Source organism: Streptomyces sp. R33 (assembly GCF_041200175.1).
Taxonomy (GTDB): domain Bacteria; phylum Actinomycetota; class Actinomycetes; order Streptomycetales; family Streptomycetaceae; genus Streptomyces; species Streptomyces katrae_B.
Genome location: NZ_CP165727.1, coordinates 8,610,757 through 8,633,489, shown reverse-complemented (window position 1 = coordinate 8,633,489; position 22,733 = coordinate 8,610,757). Strand labels below are relative to the sequence as shown.

The following is a 22,733-nucleotide window of genomic DNA, read 5'->3' as shown; positions in this document are numbered from 1 at the left end:
GAAGGTCCAGCGAGCCGCGCAGCCCCGCCGGCGCCTCCCGGGCCTGCGCCACGGTGGATGGTGGGTGGGTTGGCGGGGAGCTGATCACTGGTCGCCGAGATGTGTGCGTTGGCGGGTTCGTGATCACCAGGGGACGACGCCGTCGTCCTCGAAGAACAAACCGGTCGGGCCGCCGTTGGGCAGGGTGGCGAGCCGGATCGCCGTGGTCGCGCCCTGTTCAGGAGTGCGGGGCCCTTGGAAGCCTGTGAAGTCGGTCGCGACCAGGCCCGGGCAGGCGGCGTTGATCAGGATGTTCGTACCAGCTAACTGCCGGGCGTACTGCACGGTGAGGGCGTTGAGGAACGCTTCGACGGCGCGTAGGCCGCCATGATCGGGCCGATCTCGATGTCCGGGTCCGATTGCCGGGTCAGGGAGCCGACGCTACTGGAGACGTTGACGATGCGTGGCGAGGCCGAGCGCCGCAGCAGTGGCAGCATCGCGTTGGTGGCCCGGACGACACCCATGACGTTGGTATCCACGACCGTGCGGAGCACCTCCAGGTCGAGCGCGGTCGGGTCCTGCACCCATCCCGGGTCCATCTCGCGCGAGATGCCGGCATTGTTGACCAGGGCGTCCAGGCGCCCGGCCAGCCGTTCGATCAGTTCCGCAGCATCAGTGACGCTCTGGTCGTCGGTCACGTCCAGCGGGTACCCCGAACGCGTCCACGCCGCCGGCGCGCAGCTTCCCGACGGCGGTTTCGCGTCGCGTGGCGTCGCGGGCTCCCACGCCCACGTGGTACCCGAGGCTGCCCAGCCCGGCCGCGATCTCGTACCCGATGCCCTTGTTCGCGCCGGTCACCAGCGCGATCATCGTTTCGCTCATGCTGATGATGTTGGCTCGCGGACGAGTGGCGCGGCCAACACCGATACGGTGTTCTGTCATACCTGCCAGGTATCACCGCGTATGCTGCGGCCGTGGACACCCTGGAGACCCGCGAGTTGAGGTACTTCGTGGCGGTCGCCGAGGAACTGCACTTCGGGCGGGCTGCCGAGCGCCTCGGCATGGCCCAGCCCCCGCTGTCGCGGGCGATCCAGCAGCTCGAACGGCGCCTCGGGGTCTGCCTGCTGCAGCGCAACCGCCGTGGTGTCAGCCTGACCGGTGCCGGAGAGGTGCTGTTGCACGAGGGCCGGGCGGCCCTCGACGCGACCGCTGCCGCTGCTCGCCGTACCCGGCGCGCCGGCGGTGCCGACAGCCCTGGCGGCTCCCGCGGCCGGCTGGTCCTTGCGGTGAAGGCCGCCGCGTCGCACGAACTGCTGCGGAATCTTCTCGACGCCTACGCGGCCGAGCCCGGCAGTGCCGAGATCGAGGTGCTGCTGTGCGGTATGTGCGAGCAGGAGGAGTTACTCCGCGACGGACGTGCTGATGTCGCGCTCATGCACGCGCCGTGGAACTCCCTCGCGGGGTTCGACAGCGAGGCACTGACGACCGAGGGACAGGTCGCCGTCCTGCCTGCCGGGCACCCGCTCGCCGCCCGCGAGACCTTGTCGCTGGCTGATGTCAGGGATGTCCCCGATCTGCCGCTCGCCCGCTGGCCCACCCACGGCACCTACGCACCCTGCCCGGGCCCCGAGATCCACAACCAGACGCAACTGGCTCAGTTGATCGCCCTCGGACGCACCGTGGCGGTCGTCCCCGACTCCGCCCGCTCCTGGCTGTGGGCCGAGCACACGGCCGTCCCCTTGACCGACGCACCTCCCGTCGTGACCCACATCGCCTGGCCCGCGCACAGCCGCTCCCTCGCCCTGGCCGGCCTGGTCCGCACGGCCGCACGGCTATGACCAGGTCCTGCCCCCATCGGCCACCACCCGGGACAGCTCAGACGCCACCAGGGCCGGTGGGACCCGGTCGTGAGACTGGTAGGAGGATCCGACCGGGTTTTGGCGATAGGGCCAGCAACGGAACGGTCAGTAGCGATTCGGCTGGCCGCGGGCGCTTTGATTTCGCGGGCCGCGGCAAGCGCCAAGGCCGCGGGCGTAGGCTCTCAAGGATGCGGATAGGCGAGCTTGCCAAGCGCACGGGCGTGAGTCCGCGCTCACTGCGGTACTACGAAGACCAGGGGCTGCTGACCAGCTCACGCTCCGATGCGGGCCAGCGTCACTATTCCGATGCTGCGGTCCAGCGCGTGTCGCTCATCCGACAGCTGTTCGACGCGGGGATGTCCAGCCGGGTGATCGCGACTGTGCTGCCGTGTGTGGACATCCCGGGTGACCAGGGGGTCGCCGAGGAGACGTTCGCGGCGAGGATGCGCGAGCGCGACCGGATCGACGCCGACATCGCGCACCTGATCGAGACCCGGGATGCACTCGACGCGCTGATCAGGGCCAACAGCCGGCACCGGGCGGAGCTGTCCATGGCCCCGGAACCGGCGGCGCAGTCGACCTGATGCTGTGATCTGCATCTCAGCCGGTTGCCCCTGACATCAATGATGCTCCTATTGGTTGTCAAGCAGCGGTGAGCCAGTCCCGGTAGGTGTGGGCAAGGTCGTCGTCTCGGCGGATTCCTCGTTCCAGGGCGGAGATCGTGGCTGGCCAGAGGCCGAAGTGCCGTGCGGCGGCGGTGAGGGTGATGTTCTTGGACTGCCGTAGAGGTCTCAGATCGGCGATGCCGGGGACGGCGACTGTAGTGGTCAGGCAGCGGAACATCTCCCGGGCGATCGCTCGCTTCAGGAGCCGGATGATCTCCTTCTTCGTGCGGCCCGCGGCCGTCTGTCGGGCCACGTATTCGCGGGTGCGGGAGTCTGCGGCCATGCGGACGAGTGCGATGCGGTAGAGGGCGGCGTTGGCAGCCCGGTCGCCGCCTCGTGAGAGGCGGTGGCGGTTCGTTCTGCCGCTGGAGGCCGGCACCGGTGCGGCTCCGCAGAGGGCGGCGAAGGAGGCCTCGGTCCGCATGCGTTCGGGGTTGCCGCCCGCCGTGATCAGTAGCTGGGCCGCGGTGTCGGGGCCGACTCCGTAGGTGGCCCGCAGGCCGGGGTTCTGGACGGTCACCTGGCTGTCCAGGGCTTTGGTCAGGGCCGCGTGCTCGGCGGTCAGCTCTTTGACGCGTCGGGCGAGGATCTTGAGGGCGGCGAGGACCGCGGTGTGGACCGCGTCCCCGGCGGGCCGTAGCCGGGCCAGCGCGTCGGTGCGGTCCGTTCCCCGAAGTTGTCCGTATTTGGCGCGGATGCTCTCGGGGGCTGCGAAGAGGATGTGGGTGATCTGGTTCAGGGCGGCGGTGCGGGCCTTGACTGCGGAGCGGGCGGCGTTGTGCAGGGCGCATATGCCGGCGACGGTGTCGTCCTTGGGCGCGCTGGAGGCCCGTCCGGACATGGCGGCGCGGGCGGCGGCGTAGGCGTCGATGGGGTCGGACTTGCCGATGCGGCGGCGTTCGGCGCGGTCGGGCCGGTTGACCTCGACGACCGTGTGCCCGTGTGAGCGAGCGGCGCGGGTGAAGCCGGCGCCGTATGAGGAGGTGCCTTCCACGCCGATCGCGATCACGTGGCCGTGGGCATCCAGGAAGGCCAGGGCCGCGGTGTATCCGGCGGCGGTGGTGGTGAACTCGGCGTCTGCGAGGTGGCCGCCGTTGTCGCTGATGACCGCGACGTGGACGGTGTCGGCATGGGAGTCGACCCCGCCGAACACATCCTGGTCCGCGATGTCCTGCGCAATCTCTGATGTCATGCTGATGATGCCTTCCCAACCGAAGGTGGGCACCGGCCGGGTGGCGCAGACAGGACATTGAGGGGGCTTATGACCAAGCTCCTATCAGGTCATGTTCCGCCCGGCCGGAGCCGTAAGAACAGGCTCCGGCGGCCGGACAGAACAACCGTAGGACAACCCAGCAGGGCGTCAGTCAGTGCCCGAGCCACGACCACCGGAACCTGAGTATCAGCATCAATGTCAGTGGCCCCTGTCACGATCGGTGCGGCGGCCCATCGTGGCCGTGTGGCGAGCGGAGGCCAGCATGCCCAACCGGTACGTGCGACTGGCAGGATTCGACCAACGACTAGATCTGACGAAACCGGACCTCGGAGTGGCCGGCGGCGCTGGACTGCTCGAACAGCTGCTCCATGACCGCCGGTTGCCCGTACAACGCCGCGGCCTCACGTGCGCGGAGGTATGCGAGAAGCGGGGCTTCATCGAGCCGATGTCGGTGTACCGGCGACTGGGCAAGGTCGTCGCTGCCCACATGCGAAGCGACGCCGAGGACCGGCACCACGGCGGTGGAGAGTCTGACGAGCACAAGGCGTACAAAGACCGGGCGGTCCGCGCCGCAGAGGAAGGCGGGCACGCTGCCGTCCAGGAACAATCGAGCAAGGACCGCGCAGTCCGCAGCGACGTCCTGATCCATGGTGTGGACGGGGTACTCCTCGGGTTCGAGTCACAACTGTCCCCGCGCAACCCGCGTGAGATTCAAGCACGGGACGTGGCGGCCCGACGGGCCGGCGTGCTGGACGCATGGCAGACGGACAGCCAGGACATGGCGCGGGACACGACGGTGCCGTGGTTGCGTACCGACCGCGTCCCCTTGGAACTGATCATGAAGCGGGACTCCCCCATCCCGTTCCGCGGTGGTATCCGACGCATCGAACTCGCCAAGTGCGACAAGCGGTTCCCGGGGCCGTGTCCGAAGAAGCGGACAGGGAAATGCGGAGCCTGGCATCCGACCACGCGACCTGCGGAACGCCCCTTCGACGAATTCATCCGAGATGCCGCCTCCGGGCTTTACGTACGAGCGATCGTCAAGGTGAAGCGGACGGCGTTCGAGTTCTGGACCCCCACTGCCGATCACACTGCGTATCTCGACGCGACATCAGGCGAACCGCCTGCCGTCATGCCGAGGCAACGTCAGGTACGGCGTCCTATGGAGGACGGCGACCCGACGTGCCGCGTCCGACCGCCAGCCGCGTCGGACCACGAGACGGCGCCGCTCCCCTACATCCCGGCACCCCGGTCGCCGGAGTCCGTCCCGAGCACAAGGCCTGCGGTGACGGGGGCACCGCCGATCGCCTACCGGGGCAAGTGCGGGGCTGGGGTACAGCTATGCGGGGCGCCCGCTCGTCTCTATCCCGCCGGATGGCTCTGCGACGACCACCGGCCGTAGCCGACAGGACGGGACACCCGCGGGAGGGCCCTCCCTGCTCCCGATCGCTCCCACGACCCGCTCTTGACCGACCCCTACCGCGATCCGGACCATTTCCGGACCAGCCTCCGCCCGAGAGCCTTACGAAGCGCCGTTTTCCCAGGTCAGCATGGGTGCATCTGCTGTACCACCAGGAGACGAAAAACGTCCTGGTGTCGTACTCGCCGAAGAAGCTCGGCTTCTTCTAGGAGCACGAAAGAGGGGGAATTCGCAGTCTGTGAAGAACGTGCCCATGCCGTGGGCGAGGGTTGTGGCTGCCATGGTGCGGGACTCCTCGGGAAGCGATGCTGACCATTTGCGGCCGCACCGACTACGAGATCCGCAAGGCCCGCGAGGAGTCCCGCTGGTCGAAGTGCCCGCACACCCGCACGATCCCCTACCGCAATGCAGGTTGTCGGCTTCCGTCGGACTCGAGCCGAGTTCTGCCACCGACGGGCCCCACGCGAAACGGCGCACGCTGTGGGCCGTCAGCCGGTACCGATCGTCACCCCGGCGTACGCCACCGCCGTCAGGGCCAGGACGACGGCGGGCAGGGCCCGCGCGGGCGGGTCGCCGTGGCGCAGGTGGGCCACGGCGGCCGCGGTCATCAGCAGCGCCAGCCCGATCGCGGCGGCCATCCCGAGTGGGGTGGAAGCCAGTCCGAGTACCAGTCCGAGGGCTCCGGACACTTCCAGGGTGCCGACGACGCGGTAGAGGCCCGGCGACATGCCGAGGTGTGCTGCCGCCTGGCGCATGAACGGCACCGCGGCGATCTTCGCCGCTCCCAGTGGCAGGAAGAGCAGGGTCAGGATGACGGCGAGGGTGATCTGCGCGGCTGTCATGTCGACCGGCCCCGGCGCTCGGCGCCCATCTGGGCGAAGTAGTCGATGAGGTCGGGGGCGTCCACGGCTGCCGGATTGACGACCTGCTCGACCGGGGCGCCCTGGAGGAGGCGTTTGACGGGGACTTCGAGTTTCTTGCCGGTGCGGGTGTGCGGGATGCCGGGGACTTCGAGGATCTCGTCGGGGACGTGGCGGGGTGAGGCGCCGGTCCGGATCGCCTCCTTGATCTTCACGCGGAGCTGGTCGTCCAGGGTCGCGTCGACGGCGAGGACCACGAACAGGGGCATCCAGTAGCCGCCGTCGGGTTCTTCCGCGCCGATGACGAGGGCCTCGGTGATCTCGGGGAGGCGTTCGACGACGTCGTGGATGTCGGCGCTGCCCAGGCGTACGCCGTTGCGGTTGAGCGTGCTGTCGGAGCGGCCGTGGACGACCACCGAGCCGTGAGAGGTGAGGGTGATCCAGTCGCCGTGGCGCCACACGCCGGGGTGGGAGGAGAAGTAGGCGTCGCGGTAGCGGGCGCCGTCGGGGTCGTTCCAGAAGTACAGCGGCATGGACGGCATCGGGCGGGTGACGACCAGCTCCCCGACCTGGTCCACGATCGGGACGCCCTCGGCGTCGTACGCGGCCAGGGCGACGCCCAGGTGGGGTGCTGAGAGCTCTCCCGCCCAGACCGGTGTGTTGGGGGCGCTGCCGGCGAATCCGGAGACGACGTCCGTGCCGCCGCTGATGGACGCGAGCAGGACGTGGTCGCCGACGTGGTGGCGGACCCAGGGGTAGGCGGAGGCCGGCAGGGCGGAGCCGGTGGAGCCGACTACGCGGATCGACGACAGGTCGTGCGCCGAGGGGTCGATGCCGTACTTGGCCATGCCCAGCAGGTACTGGGGGCTGGTGCCGAAGACGGTCACCCGGTGGCGCGCGGCCAGCTCCCATAGGACGTCGAGCTTGGCACAGGGCGCCGGACTGCCGTCGTAGGTGCACGTGGTGGCGCCGGTGAGCAGCGTGGAGGCGACCAGGTTCCACATCATCCAGTGGGTGGTGGTGTACCACAGGAGGCGGTCGCCGGGACCGAGGTCGGAGTGCAGTCCGAGGGTTTTGAGGTGTTCGAGCAGGACGCCGCCGTGGCCGTGGACGATGCCCTTGGGCAGGCCGGTGGTGCCCGAGGAGAACACGACCCACAGCGGGTGGTCGAACGGCACCGGCGTGCAGGTGAGTTCCTCGGTGCGGGTGGCGGCGTCCTCCCACGGCACCACCAGTGACGGGTATGCGCGTGACGGCCACGGCAGGCCCACGTGGTCCAACAGCAGCGCGGCCTTCAGCGTCGGCAGCGCGCCGGCGAGTTCGAGGGCGGCCTCGCGGCGGTCGTGGGTGATGCCGTTGAAGAGGTAGCCGTTGGCGGAGATCAGGACGGTGGGTTCGAGCTGGGCGAAGCGGTCGGCGGCGGCCTTGGGGGCGTAGTCCTGCCCGCAGACCGACCACACCGCGCCCAGGCTCGCGGCGGCGAGAAACGCGACGATTGCGTGCGGGGTGTTGGGGAGGTAGCCGACGACCCGGTCCCCCTTGCCGACGCCCAGGTCGCGCAGGGTGGCGGCGACGGAAGCGACCTGTGCGCGCAGCCGGTTGCCGGTCACCTCGTGGCTGGAGCCGGTCTCGTCGAGGGCGATGATCGCCACGGTGTCGTCGGTGAGGTTGCGCAGAGCGTGGTGGGTGTAGTTGAGGGTGGCGCCCGGGAACCAGCGGGCGCCCGGCATCCGCTCCTCGGCCAGCACCTGGTCGTACGGGGAGTCCGCGTCGATGTCGAAGTACTCCCACACCGCGCCCCAGAAGCCTTCCAGGTCGGTGACCGACCAGTGGTGCAGGGCGGCGTAGTCGGTGCCGTCCACGCCGGCGCGGCGGGCGAAGTCCATGATGCGGCTGTCGGCGACGGCCTGCGGATCGGGCGTCGTGAAGGGTTCCGGGTACGGCCTGGTCATCGTGTGGCGCTCCTCAGCAGGCTTTTCTCGACGGTCCGTGGGGAAGGGTGGGGGCTGCGCGTGGTGTGCAGGAGAGAGGCCCAGGCGGCGGTGTCCGTGAAGCCGTGGCCCCCGGCTGGGACGATGTCCATGACGACGCGGTCGGGGCGGAGCAGGACGGCGTCCGCCCGGCCGGCGCGCAGCCAGGCGGTGAGGGTGCCGTCGTCACCGAGGTCGGTGACGGGGATCGCCGGGACGCCGAGCCCGTGGGCGAGGGCGCGCAGCAAGGGCCAGGGTTCGGCGGCGGTCAGGACGCTGAAGGTGTCGCCGAGCAGTTCGTCGAGACGGGAGCGCCGGCCGTCGAGTCCCACCACCCACGGTTGCGGGCAGTGGGTGCCCACGAGGCTCCTGCGCATACGGCGCCGGACGAGGGGCCCGGCGGCTAGGGGTGGGCTGAGGTCGCGGCCCGCCGCCGCCGAGAGGCCGGGTATGCGGCAGGCCGCGGCCAGGATCCTGCGGCGCAGTGCGGCGGCGCCGTCCTGGCCGCCGGTCATGGCCCAGCCCATGGCGACCGCGAGCCGGATCGCGTGCCGCGCGTGTGGCTTGCGCTCGCTCTCGTAGGTGTCCAGCAGCCGCTCGTCGCCGCCCTGCTGGAGGACTCGGGCGAGCTTCCAGGTGAGGTTGTGGGCGTCCCGCAGGCCCGAGCAGAGTCCCTGCCCGATGAACGGCGGGGTGAGGTGGGCGGCGTCGCCGAGGAGGAAGACCCGTCCGCTGCGCCACCGGTCGGCCACCCGCGCCCGGAAGGTGTACTGCGTCTCCCGTACGACTTCGAAGTCCCCGTCGTACGAGGGCGACAGCCACGGGGCGATCAGTTCGCGGACCGGTTGCTGCCCGTCTTGCAGCCGGAACTCCCAGCGGTAGCGGTCCTCACCGACGCGCATGAACGTCGCCGGCCGGTGCGGGTCGCAGACCTGGTCGACGCCTTCCCAGCAGCGGACGTCGGCCTTCGTGCGGACGTCGATGACGGTCCAGCGTTCCTCGAACCGCAGGTCCTCCCATGCGGCGCCTATCGCGTCGCGGGTGAGGCTGCCCGCGCCATCGCAGCCGAGGACCGCCTCGGCCCACAGATGATGCTCGCCGTCGTCGTCACGGTAGGTCACCCGAACGGGGCCGGCCGGGTCCCTGACGACGCCGGTGACCTCGACACCACCCCGCAGTTCGCACTCCGGGCTGCGGGCGAGGGCGTCGCGCAGCAGTCGCTCCAGCTCGGGCTGGTCGAACATGCTGGTCTGCGGGTAGCCGTGATGGCCGTGCTCGGAGCGCCGGAACTCGGCCATCACCCGGTGGCGGGCGTCCAGCAGCCGAAGTCCGTTCGCGGGGCGGGCGATCGCGTCGAACTCCTCGCCCACGCCCGCGGCCTGGAGGATGCGGCGCACCTCGTCGTCGGTGGCGACGGCACGCGGGAGCGGGTAGACGTCCCGGTGGCGTTCCAGGATGAGGGTGCGGATACCGCGCCGGGCGAGGAGGAGGGCGGCGGTCACGCCCACCGGCCCGGCGCCGATGATCACGACGGGTGCGGGGTCTGTCTGCGCGGGCCCGGGTGCGGGAGCGGGTGTGGTGTCCCGGGGTCCGGCCTGGTCGGCGGTCATGTGCGGCTCACCTCGGGTCCTACTTCGCGTCCGTGACGGGCGTGCGCTGCTCGCCGAGGTCGATCCGCCCGTCCGCGGTCGAGATCGTCGCCGTGATCACGTCACCCGTGTGCAGGTAGTGCGGGTTACGGGCCTGGCTCTTGAAGAACGCCTTCCACTTCACGGCGGGCGGCAGCAGCGCGCCGATCTTCTCGACGGCCTTGGGCGGGGCCTTGAGGGCCGTGCCGCCGGGGGTCCCGGTGAGCAGCAGGTCGCCGGGGTCGAGGGTCTGGAAGCGGGCCAGCAAGGTCAGCGCCTGTGCCGGGCGGACGATCATGTCGGCGAGGGTGCGGTCCTGACGCAGCTCGCCGTTGACCGACAGCCGCAGCCTCAGATCGAGGAAACGGGCGAAGTCCTCGGGCTCCAGCAACGCCAGGTAGGGCCCGGCCGGTGTGAAGGTCGGGTACGACTTGCTCTCGTAGAACTGCGTCTTGGTCAGCTGCACCTCACGGGCGCTTACGTCGTTCGTGATCACCAGCCCGGCGACATACGACGGCAGGTCACGCTCCTCGACCACAGTGCCGACGGGCAGGGGTGCGCCCATGACGAGCCCGAGCTCGATCTCGTAGTCGAGGAACTTCACGTGCGACGGGCGGACGATCGCCTCACCCGGGCCACTCACCGACCCGGACGCCTTGCGGAAAAAGGCGGGCGGAATGTCGCCGGTGAAGCCCGAGTCGCGGGCGTGGCTGCGGTAGTTGACCATCTGTGCGACCACCCGGCAGGGAGTGGTCACCGGCGAGAGGGCGACCAGGTCGGCGACGGGCGTGCCCGCCTCCCCGGAGAGGGCGGCCTCGCGCACGGCCGCCCGGTCGGCGATCAGCTCGGCGGTGGTCGCGGCCTTGGTGTCGACGGGGACGGCCCGGTCGCCGCGGAGGACCCACCATCCGTCGGCGGTGCGCAGGACGTTGGTGCTCATATCAGTACCTTCGTGAGGGGGTTGGGTTTCAGGACTTGGCGGCTTTGAGCAGGCCCAGCAGGCGTGCCGGGTCCATCTCGTTGTCGCCTCGCAGGGCTTCGATGACGTCACGGACCCGCTGCGGGGAGGGGCTCGCGCCGAGGAAGTCACGGGTGGCAGGAGGTCCCCACTGGGCGAGGCCGGTGGTCGACATGGGTGCCCAGCCGGGCTCCAGGTCGCAGGAGAACAGGTCGCCGTCTGCGAAGTGCTCCAGCATGAAACGGTCGGGGTCGCGCCAGTAGTCGAAGAGCTGGCTGCCCTGGATGTGCCGGCCGATGCCCCAGCTGCGCTGGTAGCCGCGCTCGGCCAGGTACTCGCCGCCTGCGGCGATCGAGTCGAGGTCGGTCACCTGGTAGGCGGAGTGGACGTAGCCGTTGCCCGGGCCCAGGTGCATGGCCAGCGTGTGGTGGTCAACGGCCCGGCTGCCCTGGTCACAGCGGATGAACGCCATCGTCGGGCCACGGCCGCGCTGGCCGTCCAGGAACAGGAAGTCGGACACGATCATCCCGAGGGTGTCCAGGTACCAGTCCAGGGCGCGCCCGAACACCCTTGTCTCCAGGACCACATGGCCCAGGCGCTGGATGCGGGAGGGTTCACGCGGCGGGCGCTGGGTGACGTTCGTGCGACGGTGATCGGTGCCGAAGTTGAGCAGAAGCGGCTGCTGCTCGGGCAGCGCCGGAAGTTCCTGACCGCAGTGCACGACCCGGACTGGGAAGCCGGAGGGGTCGATCAGGTCGACCGCCTTGCCGCCGCCGGGCACGTCCGCGTCCCGTACGGACGCGCCCGTGGCTCGGGCCAGCCGGTCCAGGTCGGCCCGCTCGGCGGCGCGGAACGCCGGGCCGATGAAATGGGAGGTCCGGCCGCGCCGGATCACCATGCACGGCGAGCCGGCGAAGGTGCCCCGCAGCCACAGCTCGCTCTCGCTCCGGGCGGCGATACCGAAGCCGAAGTCCCGGGCGAAGACCTCGGCCCGGTCCAGGTCGCGCTTCTCGAACTCCAGCCATGCCAGGTCGGCCACCTTGATCAGGGGGTTGCGGGAGCGCCCGGGATGTTCGCCGCGCAGGGCGCCCTGCGCGCTGTGGAGGTCCTGATGGGCCGTCCTGACGTCCGGGACGCCGACTGCGTTGACGCGGGTTTCGGACATGGTGTCCTCCAAGCGACATTGCCGTAATGAGGAAATCATCAAGTGTGAGAGTTCTATCGTCAAGGTGTTCGCGGCAGGAGATGATGAATTCATCAGGACTGCGATCATCATCGTCTCCACGGTTAGACTCTGCGTATGCCTACGTCAGCCCGGCCCAGCAACCGATTCGAGCGGCGTCGCGCCGAGACCCGCGGAGCTCTCGTCCGCGCGGCCCGCCAGATACTCGCCGAGACCGGGGACACCAGCGTCAGCATCCAGGTGATCGCCGAGCGCGCAGACGTCGGCTTCGGCTCGTTCTACAACCACTTCGACTCCAAGACGGAGCTGTTCGAGGCCGCGGTGCAGGACGCGCTGGAGGAGTTCGGCCAGACCTTCGACGAGCGCCTGGCCGGCATCGACGACCCCGCGGAGCTCGTCGCGACGGGCTTCCGGCTCAGCGCCCGCATGGCCGAGTCGCACCCGGAGTTGATGCAGGTGCTGCGCCGTCGCGGCCTGGGCCACATCCACTCGGACAACGGCCTGGCCCGACGGGCCCGCCGGGACGTCGAGGTCGGCATGGCCTCCGGCCGCTTCACCGCCGTCGACCCGATAGTGGCCCTGTCCGCACTGGGTGGAACCCTGCTGTCCCTGGTAGAGCTGAGATTCGCCCGCCCCGACGTGGACGGCGATGACGCCGCGGTGAACCTCGCCGAGATGGTCCTGCGCATGCTGGGCGTCCCGCCGGACGACGCCCACGAGGTCGCCCGGCGCCCCCTCCCCGACCTCGCCTGACCGACCACCGGACCGCGTCGACGCCAACGGTCCGCGCGGCGCCCTCTCGGTCTGGGGCGGCTTCACCCTGGCACGGTGCGGCCGTGCCCGTAGCGCTATCGAAGCCACCGAGGACTGCGGTGCGTTCATCCAGATGTCTGGGGTACTCGAGCGCATCGCTGTCACGTCGACGTCGCCGCTGATGACGTTCATGGCGGTCACCTTCCCGCCAAGGCGCCGCCCGCAGAGGTGCCCGCGTACTACGACACCTGGGACTGGGAGGGGTCGCGGGCCTGTTCCGTGGAGAGTCTGCGTGGTGGAGCATCCCGCATGCTGAGGTCAGCATCATGTCGGCCGGGGCCATGCCGTTCAGTTGGCAACGTCACCGTCGTGACCGTGTGGTTGAAGCGTTTCGCCGGGCCTGCGAAGCGCTCAATGATGCCGTGTCAGGACGGTCCGAGACCGAAGGAGAGCTCCCAGCTCGCCCCTGGACCGTCCGCGACCTGCTCGGGCGCGTGTGTGTCGTGATCGATTGCCTTCCGGGCATGTCGGACGGACCGGCCCCGAGCCAGGGCAAGGTGTCCGCGGTGGAGTACCACCACCCGGAGGACCGCTTGCCCGCTCGACACCAGACCGCGTGGAACTGGAGACGGCTGGCCATCTGGATGCACGCACGGGGCCTAGGATCGCTGCGCTCGTGCGACAGCAAGACACTGGATAGGTACGGAAGTTTCCTGCTGGAAAACGGAACCGCCCGCAACACCGTACACAAGGCGCTCATCGCGCTGACCCGGCTGTGGGTGTTCGACGGCCTTGGCCCCAGCCCCCTGGGCGTCGGCAGACCACCCTGGGACGTCCACGGCGTCGATGACTACCTGCCGCCCGCGACAAGCACCCAGGGCGGGGAGAAGGATGGTCGATGACTACGCCGAGGACATCCTGACTGCGGCCGCCGTGCGCCGCCAGCTCAGCGCCGCGGCAAACAGCAACGTCGGCACCCCCGCCTCCCTGGCCGCGTTGCATTCGTACGTCGACGGGCTCCTCGCCGCCGGCCACCCGCTACCCACTCGCATGCACGCCGGTCGCCGGTGCCTGAACGTCCAGTACGTCGCGGGTATCACCGGCGCCTCCATCGACCAGGTCTCCAAGCGCGCCGGGACCACGTGGAGGCAGGCCGGTAGCCGGCAGCCGGGCCCCAGCCCCCTACAGAGTCCCGTCATGGGCACGATCGGCGGGCTGCCCTGGCGTGAGGCCATCGACTTCACGGAGGGCCACCCCGCGAAGCTGTGGACGGGGTGGCTGCGCGGCCAGCACGAGGCCGAACACCGGGCCGACGTGCTCGCGGACTTCGGCCGCCGCGCCGGCCGCGCCGTGCTCTCAAATTGCCGCGTTTTGGGCGAAGGCGTCGATATTCGAGCCGTGGACAGTGTGGCCCTGATCGACCCCAAGGGGTCGGCCGTCGACATCGTCCAGGCCATCGGCCGCGCCCTCCGCCAAAAGCCCGGAGAGGGCAAGGTGGCCACCCTGATCGTGCCGGTATTTCTGGACGCTGACGAAGATCCCGAGGACATTCTTTCTTCGAAGACATCGTTTCATTTGGTGAGGTGGCGGTGGCAGATCAGGGCAGCGGCTATGCCAACAAAGGCGAGGAAGTGTTCGGCCTTGCGCTCGTATCGGCGGTGGAGCCGACGGCAGCCGGCGAGCCAGGACACGGTTCTCTCAACGACCCAGCGGTGTCGGCCGAGCCGCTTTGAGGACTCGATCCCCTTGCGCGCGATGCGATGGCGGATGCCGCGTTTGCGTAGCCATCGACGCAGATGGGGATAGTCGTACCCCTTGTCGGCGTGCAACTTCGCCGGCCTTCGTCGCCGTGGGCCGCGGCGGGACCGGATGGGCGGGATCCCGCGCACGAGCGGTTCAAGGCCGAGACTGTCGTGCATGTTGGCGCTCGAGATCCCCAGCGAGATCGGCAGTCCATTCCGGTCGGTGATCAGGTGGATTTTCGATCCCGGCTTGCCGCGGTCGGTCGGATTCGGTCCTGTCAGTGGCCCCCTTTTGCGGCCCTGAGACTGACGGAGTCGATCGCGCACCGAGACCAGTCCAGATCGCCTCGAGCTCCGAGTTCGTCGAGGATCACTCGGTGGAGCCGAGCCCAGACACGGGCCCTGCTCCACTGGGCGAAGCGTCGGTAGACCGTCTGCCAGCTCGGGCCGAACACCGGCGGGAGCTGCCGCCACGTGCAGCCCGACGTCGCCACGAAGATGATTGCCGCCAGCGCCTCGCGGTCACCCGCCCGCCGTCGGCCCCCGCCCTGCGGGCGTATCACCTCAGTCGGCGGCACCACCCGCCGAAACAGGACCCACAACTCATCCGGCACCAGCCGCTCAACCAAGTCCGTCATGCACGGTTCAACGAACGATCACGCCATAAGAAACGACGTCTTAGTGTGCGCGGCTACGGTGTCGCCCATGAATCGGACCCTGGTCGTCGGCCTGGAGGCTTGCCTGCACTGTCGACCCGGTATCGAGCTCGGAATGATCGCCCGCTGGGCGACTGTCACCGCGGCAGCTAGACTTGTGGAGAATTCAAATATTGTGGATCCTGTAAAGCAGGACGATAATAGGTGCGGGGGTTGCAGATTAGTTGAACGCTCGTAGAGTGGCTGGTGATCCCATGGCAATGGAGAGCGTGGATCAACTCTTCGATCGGCTCCCGCGTTTGAAGCTCAAGCGAAATCCGCAAGTGGCAGCAGTCTGGGGGTTCCTGCTCGGCGGCCTCGCTCTGGGGATTTATTTCAGATCTTTCATTGACTTCATCATGCCTGTTGCCCTCGGCGTAGTGCTACTTCGCCTCGTCGGTGACCCTGGACTACTTATTACAGCGGCACTTGTGTCCGTTTATGGGTATTTTCGAGCGGAGAATTCCAACAAGAGGCTGGAAGTCGAAGAAAATCAGGATCCTTCGGCGTCAACGAGACCCTAATCTCACTCCAGCCCCTGATGGCCCTCCGCTGAGTGCGGCCCGGCTACCGGTTCGACTCGGCGGATGCCGCCGCGAATAGGAGGGATCGGCATGGGTGCCCTCCACCTGTATTCCGAACTCGACTTCGAGGACTTCATCTCGGACCGCGAGGCTGAGATCCTCGATTCGAACACTTTCCAGGCCGGGCAGTGACGCGATCTCACGCGGCAAGCAAACTTTAGGCCTCGATCAACAAGTATGTGATCCCAGTCGACATGTCGAGCGTCAAGTTCCTGGTTCTGACCGAGTGCGAAGGGCCGTCAGATGTAGCGGCCCATCAACACGATGAAGCAATCTTGCGGTTCGTTATCGCTGGCGCATTCGGACGCAATGGAAAGAGTTATAGTCCAAATGACTGGGTTTACGTACCGGCGGGCGTCGAGTATGAAATGAGAACACAAGGTGGCTACACGACAATTGCCGGTTATGGCGAACCGTGCAATCCTCCAGCCTAAATCTTGATCAGGCAATCGGATGGTGGATGGCTCCAGCGCTCCGAACCTTGGCTGAGCGGGGCTTCGCGCCGTAGGCCGATCAGGCGACGCCTCTTCACCACCGTGGCGTGCTCCCCGCCGACGCGGGGTGGACCGCCGCCATTGGTGGCCGTGTTGGTCGCAGAGCCGTGCTCACTTGCCGACGCTGGGGTGCACCGACCTGGGTCGGCCCGTCGTTCACGGTCAGCCGTGCTCCCCCGCCGACGCGGGAGTGGCGGGGGTGGACCGAGAGAACCTGATGGAATCGGAGATCGAAGGCGGGGGCTGCCATCCGCCAGCCGCAGCACCCTGCCAACCCAAGTGGCAGTGTCCCAAGCCTATTACTGAGGTCGCGGCCACACACCGCCAGAAACTGCCCAACCGTCACAGCAAGCACCGTTGCAGTACTAGGCATCGTCCGGGACGGAGTGCTCCGTGGCTGCCGTTGGGGTACGGCAGATTCTGAGCATCGGATTTGTCCATCCGAGCCAACTATCGTGCTCAGTCACAGGGGCTGCTTGTGGTCGGCCACACCCGCGGCGGGGAGACCTTGCGGGCTGGGTAGGCATGGGGTGGATGGTGACGTATCCGGATGCCTCGAGCAGGCCCTGGCGCTGGCCCTGACGGCCCCGCCGGGCCCCTCGGATGGGGTCCACGGCCGTCCCGCCGGACCGTGTGGAGCCGGCCTGGCCGACTCTGGAAGAGGGGCAAGTCGTGAGGGAGGCCCCGGGATGGTGCTTCGACCGCCGGTGGAGCCGATGCTGGCGCAGGCCGCCGAGTCCGTGCCGGGCCCAGCTGCGCTGCGTGCCGGGGTGGCGTATGAGCAGAAGCTGGACGGTCACCGGGCGCTGCTGTTCACCGGGGCCGAGCCGGGCGGGCGGGTGCTGGTGCAGACCCGGCGCGGTTCGCTGGTCCAGGACCGGTTCCCGGACCTGGTGACGGCCGCCGAGCAGCAGCTGCCGCACGGCCTGGTCCTCGATGGCGAACTGCTCGTCTGGGATGTGGAGGCGGGCCGGTTGTCGTTCGAGGCGTTGCAGCGCCGGGCCGCCGCCCGCGCCCGCGGCGCCGGCAGCCTCGCCGTCCGGTGGCCGGCCTACTTCGTCGCGTTCGACGTCCTGCAGCTGGACGGCCAGGAGCTGCTATCGCGCCCGTACAAGGAGCGGCGCGCTCTCCTGGAACAGCTGTTCACCGACCACGCCCTGACAGCCCCGTGGACGCTGTGCCCGATGACGACAGACCTGGCCAAGGCCCGGGAGTGGCTGGAGACCTGGACGGATGTGTCCGGGGTGGAGGGCATCGTGGTCAAGCCCCTGACCAGCCGCTATCTCCCCTCGTACCGCGGGTGGACCAAGATCCGCCGACGAGACACCACCGAAGCCATCACCGGCGCCATCACCGGCACCCTGACCCGCCCGCAGCTCCTGATCCTCGGCCGCCACGACCAGGCCGGCCGGCTGCGCGAGGTCGGCCGCACCGTACCGCTGCGCCCGGAGGTGTCCCGGCAGGTCGGGGAGTACCTGGCCGCCGCCGACCCCGGGCACCCCTGGACCGGCGTGCGGTTCGCGGCGGCCTGGGGGTCGCGGGAGGCCCTGGACGCGATCCTGGTCCGCCCCGAGCTGGTGGCGGAGATCAGCGCCGACCGGGCCACCGACAGGGGCGGCGTATTCCGGCATCCGCTCCGGTACAGGCGGCTGCGCCTGGACATGGAGGCTGAGGACGTGCCCCGGTTCGGGGCCGGTTCGGCCGCCGCGGCCGGTTGAGCGCAGCCGGGCGCCAGCGGCCGGTCGCCCGTCACCCGTTTGACTTGTCCCCCTCAGCTACCACGAGTTGCGACGCCTGATTCACCGCCTCACCCACCGCCGGCCGGCACTCATCCAGCACGTCCTGCACTGGGTCACGGCGACGCAGATGACAGCACCAAACCCGCACCAGCCACTACGGATTGACGCGGCCAGACTCCACCAGAAACTGCCCAACCGTCACGGCAAGCACCGTTGCAGTACTAGGGTCTGTGTGATGTCGTGATCATTCGGCGGTCTTGAGTAGGTCATCGATCCAGATCATTGCGGCGCGGAGGTGGAGGCCGGCGAGGTAGCTGTCCGGGGTTTTGTCGTAGCGGGTGGCGATGCCTCGCCAGGCTTTCAGTTTGTTGATCAGGCGTTCGACCGTGTTCCGTTCCTTGTAGAGGTCGGCATCGTGGACGATGGGTCGGCCGCCTCGTGCGCCCTTCTTCTTGCGGTTGGCGGCCTGGTCCCGCTTTTCCGGGATGACGGCCTTGATTCCGCGTTTACGCAGGTAGGCGCGGTTTCCTCGGGACGAATAGGCCTTGTCCGCGGCGACTGCGTCGGGCTTGGTGCGGGGACGGCCGACCGGCAGGCGGACTTTCACTTTCGCGAGCACGGGGATGAACTGCGGGCTGTCCCCGGCCTGTCCGGCGGTCAAGACCAGCGCAAGCGGACGGCACCTGCGGTCAGCGGCGAGGTGAATCTTGCTGGTGAGGCCGCCCCGGGACCTGCCGAGCAGGGCTTCGGTCAGACGGAGCTTGCGTCTGCGCCGGATGCACCGGCGCTCTGCCTGTCCGTTCTGTTCCTCCGGTCCGCCCCTTTTTGCCGGGCCGTCTCCTGCTCCTGTGCGGCTTCTTCCAGGGCCTTCATGAGGTGCTTGCTGACGCGCATCCCCGCGGCGTCGTGGTGGGCGCGGACCGTTGTGGAGTCCACGCTGACCAGCGACAAGTCTGTTCTGCCCACCCGGGCCCCCTCGGCGATCAGGCCTTCCAGCAGGGCGGTGAACACACCGGCGTCCCGCCAGACGCGGAAGCGTCCGTAGACGGTGGCCCAGGGGCCGAACTCGGCAGGCATCTCGCGCCACTGGGCACTGGACCTAAACCGCCAGATCACCCCCTCGAACTGCTCCCGCAACCGCTCCGGGTACGGGCCGTACCTACCGATCGGCAGATACGGCTCGATGAACTTCCACTGGGCATGGGTGAGTTGCCTGCGCGTCACGCCCCCAGTCCTACCGGATCCCACCCCGCGAACAGGACAGAACCCAGAAGCTGATCACGACATCACACAGGCCCTAGTACTGCAACGGTGCTTGCCGTGACGGTTGGGCAGGTCGGTCGTTGTTCAGTTCATGGGTGGGGAACTTGTTGATGCCCGGTTGTGGGCGGGTGAACTGAAGGCTTTGCATGAGCGGTTCGTGCATCGTTTCTCCAGGTCGGAGCCGCGGGAGTCGGCTCTTGCCTATATGCGGGGGCTGATCGCTCCGTTGGAGCGGAAGAACGGGTGGACGCTTGCCGAGGAGGCCGGGCATGGGGGTCCGGACCGGATCCATCGGTTGCTGAACCGGATCGACTGGGACGCCGATGAGGTCCTGGACGACGTGCGGGACTACGTCGTGGAGCATCTCGGAGACCCGGATGCGGTGCTGATCGTGGACGACACGGGGTTCCTGAAGAAGGGTGTCCGCTCGGCCGGGGTCCAGCGCCAGTACTCCGGCACCGCCGGGCGGACAGAAAACTCCCAGATCGGAGTGTTCCTCGCCTATGCCGGCGGCCGGGGCCGCACGTTGATCGACCGCCGTCTGTATCTGCCCACGTCATGGACGGAAGACCGGGAACGGTGCCGGGCTGCCGGCATTGAGGACACGGTCGCCTTCGAGACGAAGGTGGTGATGGCCAAGGCCATGGTCCGCCGGGCGATCACAGGCCGGATTCCGTTCCGGTGGGTGACCGCGGATGCCGCTTACGGCTTCTCCAAGGGCTGGCGCACGGAGCTCGAGCGGGCGGATGTCTTCCATGTCATGGCCACCACCCGGCACGACACCGTCGTCACCCGCTGGGGGATCGACCACCCCGTCCACGACCTCTTTCCCGGGCTGCCCCGGCAGAAGTGGAAGCGTCGTTCCTGCGGGATGGGGGCCCATGGCCCGCGGGTCTACGACTGGGCGAGGGTCGAGGTGAGGCCCTGGCACCGCGAGGACCGCCGGCACTGGGTGATCGCCCGCCGCAGTGTCCGCCGGCCCGAGGAGATCTCCTACTACATCGCCTACTGCCCCGCCGAGACCACACTGGATGAGCTGATCCACGTCGCGGGAAGCCGGTGGGCGGTCGAGGAATGCTTCCAGACTGCGAAGCAGGAGTGCGGCCTGGACGACTACCAGGTCCGCCGCTACGACGGCTGGCACCGCCACATGACCCTGGCCATGGCCGCCCACGCCTGCCTCACCGTCCTGAGGGCCCGCGAACTCGACACCGGGAAAGCAGAAACGGATCCTCCCAGCTCATACCCCTCACCCTGCCCGAAATCCGACGCCTGATCAGCCGGCTCACCCGGCCCCGCCCGACCATCGACCACATCCTGCACTGGTCACACTGGCGCCGCAGACGTCAACACCAAGCCCGCGTCAGTCACTACAAACGACGCGGCCACACACCACCAGAAACTGCCCAACCATCACGACAAGCACCGTTGCAGTACTAAGGCGCTGGGGCCCATCGCCTAAGACATCGTTTCATTTGGTGAGGCGGCGGTGGCAGATCAGGGCAGCGGCGATGCCAACAAAGGCGAGGAAGTGTTCGGCCTTGCGCTCGTATCGGCGGTGGAGCCGACGGCAGCCGGCGAGCCAGGACACGGTTCTCTCAACGACCCAGCGGTGTCGGCCGAGCCGCATTGAGGACTCGATCCCCTTGCGCGCGATGCGATGGCGGATGCCGCGTTTGCGTAGCCATCGACGCAGATGGGGATAGTCGTAACCCTTGTCGGCGTGCAACTTCGCCGGCCTTCGTCGCCGTGGGCCGCGGCGGGACCGGATGGGCGGGATCCCGCGCACGAGCGGTTCAAGGCCGAGACTGTCGTGCATGTTGGCGCTCGAGATCCCCAGCGAGATCGGCAGTCCATTCCGGTCGGTGATCAGGTGGATTTTCGATCCCGGCTTGCCGCGGTCGGTCGGATTCGGTCCTGTCAGTGGCCCCCTTTTGCAGCCCTGAGACTGACCGAGTCGATCGCGCACCGCGACCAGTCCAGATCGCCTCGAGCTCCGAGTTCGTCGAGGATCACTCGGTGGAGCCGAGCCCAGACACGGGCCCTGCTCCACTGGGCGAAGCGTCGGTAGACCGTCTGCCAGCTCGGGCCGAACACCGGCGGGAGCTGCCGCCACGTGCAGCCCGACGTCGCCACGAAGATGATTGCCGCCAGCGCCTCGCGGTCACCCGCCCGCCGTCGGCCCCCGCCCTGCGGGCGTATCACCTCAGTCGGCGGCACCACCCGCCGAAACAGGACCCACAACTCATCCGGCACCAGCCGCTCAACCAAGTCCGTCATGCACGGTTCAACGAACGATCACGCCATAAGAAACGACGTCTAATAGGAGAAGCGTGGGTGCCCCGCACGCCGGCCACTCCGGAGCTGGCCTTCCTGTTGCTGCGGCTCGCCGAGAACATCGTCTTCCCCGTCACGGGGTTCCTGGGTGACGGGGAGCCGCACGCGGACTCCTTCACCCTGGACGAGGTCGGGTGCATCTTGCTGTCCGCCCTGCGGGACTGGACGCGCGACTCCCCTACTACGGCCGTGCTGGGCATCGCCCGCAGCATCATCCGCTTCGTCGAGAACGTCATCCCCGACCCCGACGACCACTGAGACACCCGCGCCGCCCTGGAGAGCATGCGCGATGAACACCTGGAGTGGGCCCGCACGGTGCAGTCCATGACTGGGCGTCCGTAGCCGCGCGCACGATGCGCACTGGCGCGGTGGTGCGCATCCACCCGGTGCGCATGTCAGTGAGTGAGGGAGGCGTTTGTTAGCGCTTGTGGGAGGCAGTCCTGACCGATCTAGTGGATGTTGCTTTGTTTTGACGGCGGCTGAGGCCTTGTGATGGGACGCTGCGTGTGCTTCTCCCATTGGGGGCTCCATGCGCCTGCCGAAGTCGAAGGTCGAGCTGTACGCGGCGATCCGTCGTGACCACCGTCAGGGCAACGTGTCGATGCGTGCTCTGGAGCACAAGTACGGCGTGACCTGGCGAACCGTCCGCAGGGCTCTGGATGCTCAGTGGCCGGAGCCGCGCAAGAAACACCGTCCCCGGACGACCCGGCTGGACCCCTACAAGCGGATCATCGACGGCTTCCTTCAGGCAGATCTGGACGCTCCGCCGAAGCAGAAGCACACTGCGAAGCGGATCTTTGACAAAACCGCACGTCGTGGGTCCCGGCATCGGCACTCCCGCGGCGCTGTTCGCCGCGGCCCGGCACCCGGACCGGTTCGAGACCCCAGCTCCCGGCCCTTGGCCGCCGGCCCGGAGCGCGCCCGCTTCTTCGCGGCCGGCGCCTTCTTTCCGTCGGCCGCGCGGGCGCCGGGGGAGGCGGCCTTCTCGCCGGTGTCCTTGGGACTCCGGGCCCGCTCGACACTGGCGCGCAGGGCCTCCATGAGGTCGACGGCACCGGTCGGCTCCGCCGCCGGTTCGGCCTTCTCCACCGTCTCTCCGGCCGCCGAATTGGTCGTCAGTGAACTGGTCACCAACGCCTACCGGTACGGCGGCGGGTCGGGGACCCTGCGGCTCATCCGCGACCGCAGCCTGATCTGCGAGGTTTCCGACGGCAGCAGCACGGCTCCGCACCTACGACGGGCGCGCACCACCGATGAGGGCGGCCGCGGACTCTTCCTGGTGGCCCAGCTCACCGAGCGGTGGGGCACCCGCTACACCCGGGACGGCAAGACCGTCTGGACGGAGTTCCCCCTTGCCGCGGGCGAGTCGTAGCCTCACGGAACATTTGCGC

At 68.7% G+C, this 22,733-nt stretch carries 16 protein-coding genes and 4 pseudogenes; 10 read left to right on the top strand and 10 right to left on the bottom strand.

Going from position 1 to position 22,733, the window contains the following annotated elements:
• Positions 1-123: 123 nt before the first annotated feature.
• Positions 124-861 (bottom strand): annotated as a pseudogene (locus AB5J51_RS39900) (SDR family oxidoreductase).
• 92 nt (positions 862-953) lie between these two features.
• On the opposite strand from AB5J51_RS39900, the gene AB5J51_RS39895 reads away from it, so the two are divergent.
• The gene (locus tag AB5J51_RS39895; RefSeq protein ID WP_369780113.1) at positions 954-1,817 is read left to right on the top strand and encodes a LysR family transcriptional regulator; all 864 of its coding nucleotides are present in this window, start codon (positions 954-956) and stop codon (positions 1,815-1,817) included.
• A gap of 209 nt (positions 1,818-2,026) precedes the next feature.
• Positions 2,027-2,422, top strand: a complete 396-nt coding sequence (locus AB5J51_RS39890) for a MerR family transcriptional regulator (RefSeq protein WP_369780112.1) — start codon at positions 2,027-2,029, stop codon at positions 2,420-2,422.
• 58 nt (positions 2,423-2,480) lie between these two features.
• Here AB5J51_RS39890 and AB5J51_RS39885 read toward each other — a convergent pair whose 3' ends face one another.
• Entirely contained in the window at positions 2,481-3,695 is a 1,215-nt protein-coding gene (locus tag AB5J51_RS39885) for an IS110 family transposase (protein WP_369780111.1), read from the bottom strand.
• A gap of 283 nt (positions 3,696-3,978) precedes the next feature.
• Between AB5J51_RS39885 and AB5J51_RS39880 the strand changes: the two genes are divergently transcribed.
• Positions 3,979-5,118 (top strand): hypothetical protein, encoded by a 1,140-nt coding sequence (locus AB5J51_RS39880; protein WP_369780110.1) that lies wholly within the window; start codon positions 3,979-3,981, stop codon positions 5,116-5,118.
• 506 nt (positions 5,119-5,624) lie between these two features.
• On the opposite strand, the gene AB5J51_RS39875 is transcribed toward AB5J51_RS39880, so the two are convergent.
• From AB5J51_RS39875 to AB5J51_RS39855, 5 genes are read right to left on the bottom strand one after another with little or no spacing between them, the layout of a single operon-like run.
• On the bottom strand, positions 5,625-5,978 hold the full coding sequence (locus AB5J51_RS39875) for a DoxX family protein (protein WP_369780109.1): 354 nt from the start codon (positions 5,976-5,978) through the stop codon (positions 5,625-5,627).
• Entirely contained in the window at positions 5,975-7,948 is a 1,974-nt protein-coding gene (locus AB5J51_RS39870; protein WP_369780108.1) for an acetoacetate--CoA ligase, read from the bottom strand. Before AB5J51_RS39870 ends, AB5J51_RS39875 begins: the two co-directional genes overlap by 4 nt.
• Positions 7,945-9,576: a bifunctional 3-(3-hydroxy-phenyl)propionate/3-hydroxycinnamic acid hydroxylase gene (locus AB5J51_RS39865; RefSeq protein WP_369780107.1), complete on the bottom strand. Its 1,632-nt coding sequence runs from the start codon at positions 9,574-9,576 to the stop codon at positions 7,945-7,947. The genes AB5J51_RS39870 and AB5J51_RS39865 overlap by 4 nt, the downstream gene beginning before the upstream one ends.
• Positions 9,577-9,595: 19 nt before the next feature.
• The gene (locus tag AB5J51_RS39860; RefSeq protein WP_369780106.1) at positions 9,596-10,534 is read right to left on the bottom strand and encodes a fumarylacetoacetate hydrolase family protein; all 939 of its coding nucleotides are present in this window, start codon (positions 10,532-10,534) and stop codon (positions 9,596-9,598) included.
• Positions 10,535-10,562: 28 nt separating this feature from the next.
• Complete coding sequence (locus tag AB5J51_RS39855) at positions 10,563-11,717, bottom strand: VOC family protein (RefSeq protein WP_369780105.1); 1,155 nt, start codon at positions 11,715-11,717, stop codon at positions 10,563-10,565.
• Between the two features lie 135 nt (positions 11,718-11,852).
• Between AB5J51_RS39855 and AB5J51_RS39850 the strand changes: the two genes are divergently transcribed.
• The 3 genes and pseudogenes from AB5J51_RS39850 to AB5J51_RS39840 all read left to right on the top strand — a co-directional run.
• Positions 11,853-12,488 (top strand): TetR/AcrR family transcriptional regulator, encoded by a 636-nt coding sequence (locus AB5J51_RS39850; protein WP_369780104.1) that lies wholly within the window; start codon positions 11,853-11,855, stop codon positions 12,486-12,488.
• Between the two features lie 341 nt (positions 12,489-12,829).
• Positions 12,830-13,390 (top strand): hypothetical protein, encoded by a 561-nt coding sequence (locus tag AB5J51_RS39845; RefSeq protein WP_369780103.1) that lies wholly within the window; start codon positions 12,830-12,832, stop codon positions 13,388-13,390.
• Positions 13,335-13,952: pseudogene (locus AB5J51_RS39840) on the top strand (helicase-related protein); the annotation flags it as partial. The gene AB5J51_RS39845 and the pseudogene AB5J51_RS39840, both read left to right, overlap by 56 nt.
• Before the next feature lie 107 nt (positions 13,953-14,059).
• Here the strand turns inward: AB5J51_RS39840 and AB5J51_RS39835 are convergent.
• Positions 14,060-14,868 (bottom strand): IS5 family transposase gene (locus AB5J51_RS39835; protein WP_369780102.1). Its coding sequence is split into 2 segments (ribosomal slippage): positions 14,060-14,511 and positions 14,511-14,868, totalling 810 coding nucleotides; the frame shifts between segments, so codons are not numbered across the junction.
• A gap of 1,824 nt (positions 14,869-16,692) precedes the next feature.
• On the opposite strand from AB5J51_RS39835, the gene AB5J51_RS39830 reads away from it, so the two are divergent.
• A complete protein-coding gene (locus AB5J51_RS39830; protein ID WP_369780101.1) occupies positions 16,693-17,721 on the top strand; it encodes an ATP-dependent DNA ligase in 1,029 nt (342 codons plus the stop codon).
• Positions 17,722-17,986: 265 nt separating this feature from the next.
• Here the strand turns inward: AB5J51_RS39830 and AB5J51_RS39825 are convergent.
• Positions 17,987-18,966, bottom strand: a pseudogene (locus tag AB5J51_RS39825) (IS5 family transposase).
• A gap of 130 nt (positions 18,967-19,096) precedes the next feature.
• On the opposite strand from AB5J51_RS39825, the gene AB5J51_RS39820 reads away from it, so the two are divergent.
• On the top strand, positions 19,097-20,281 hold the full coding sequence (locus AB5J51_RS39820; RefSeq protein WP_369780100.1) for an IS701 family transposase: 1,185 nt from the start codon (positions 19,097-19,099) through the stop codon (positions 20,279-20,281).
• A 195-nt stretch (positions 20,282-20,476) separates the two neighbouring features.
• Here the strand turns inward: AB5J51_RS39820 and AB5J51_RS39815 are convergent.
• Positions 20,477-21,285, bottom strand: a protein-coding gene (locus AB5J51_RS39815) for an IS5 family transposase (RefSeq protein ID WP_369780033.1) whose coding sequence is annotated in 2 segments (ribosomal slippage) — positions 20,477-20,928 and positions 20,928-21,285 — 810 coding nt in all. Because the reading frame shifts where the segments join, the coding sequence is not laid out codon by codon here.
• A 57-nt stretch (positions 21,286-21,342) separates the two neighbouring features.
• Here AB5J51_RS39815 and AB5J51_RS39810 point away from each other — a divergent pair.
• Positions 21,343-21,600 (top strand): hypothetical protein, encoded by a 258-nt coding sequence (locus AB5J51_RS39810; RefSeq protein WP_369780099.1) that lies wholly within the window; start codon positions 21,343-21,345, stop codon positions 21,598-21,600.
• Between the two features lie 844 nt (positions 21,601-22,444).
• Positions 22,445-22,714 (top strand): annotated as a pseudogene (locus tag AB5J51_RS39805) (ATP-binding protein); the annotation flags it as partial.
• Between the last annotated feature and the right edge of the window lie 19 nt (positions 22,715-22,733).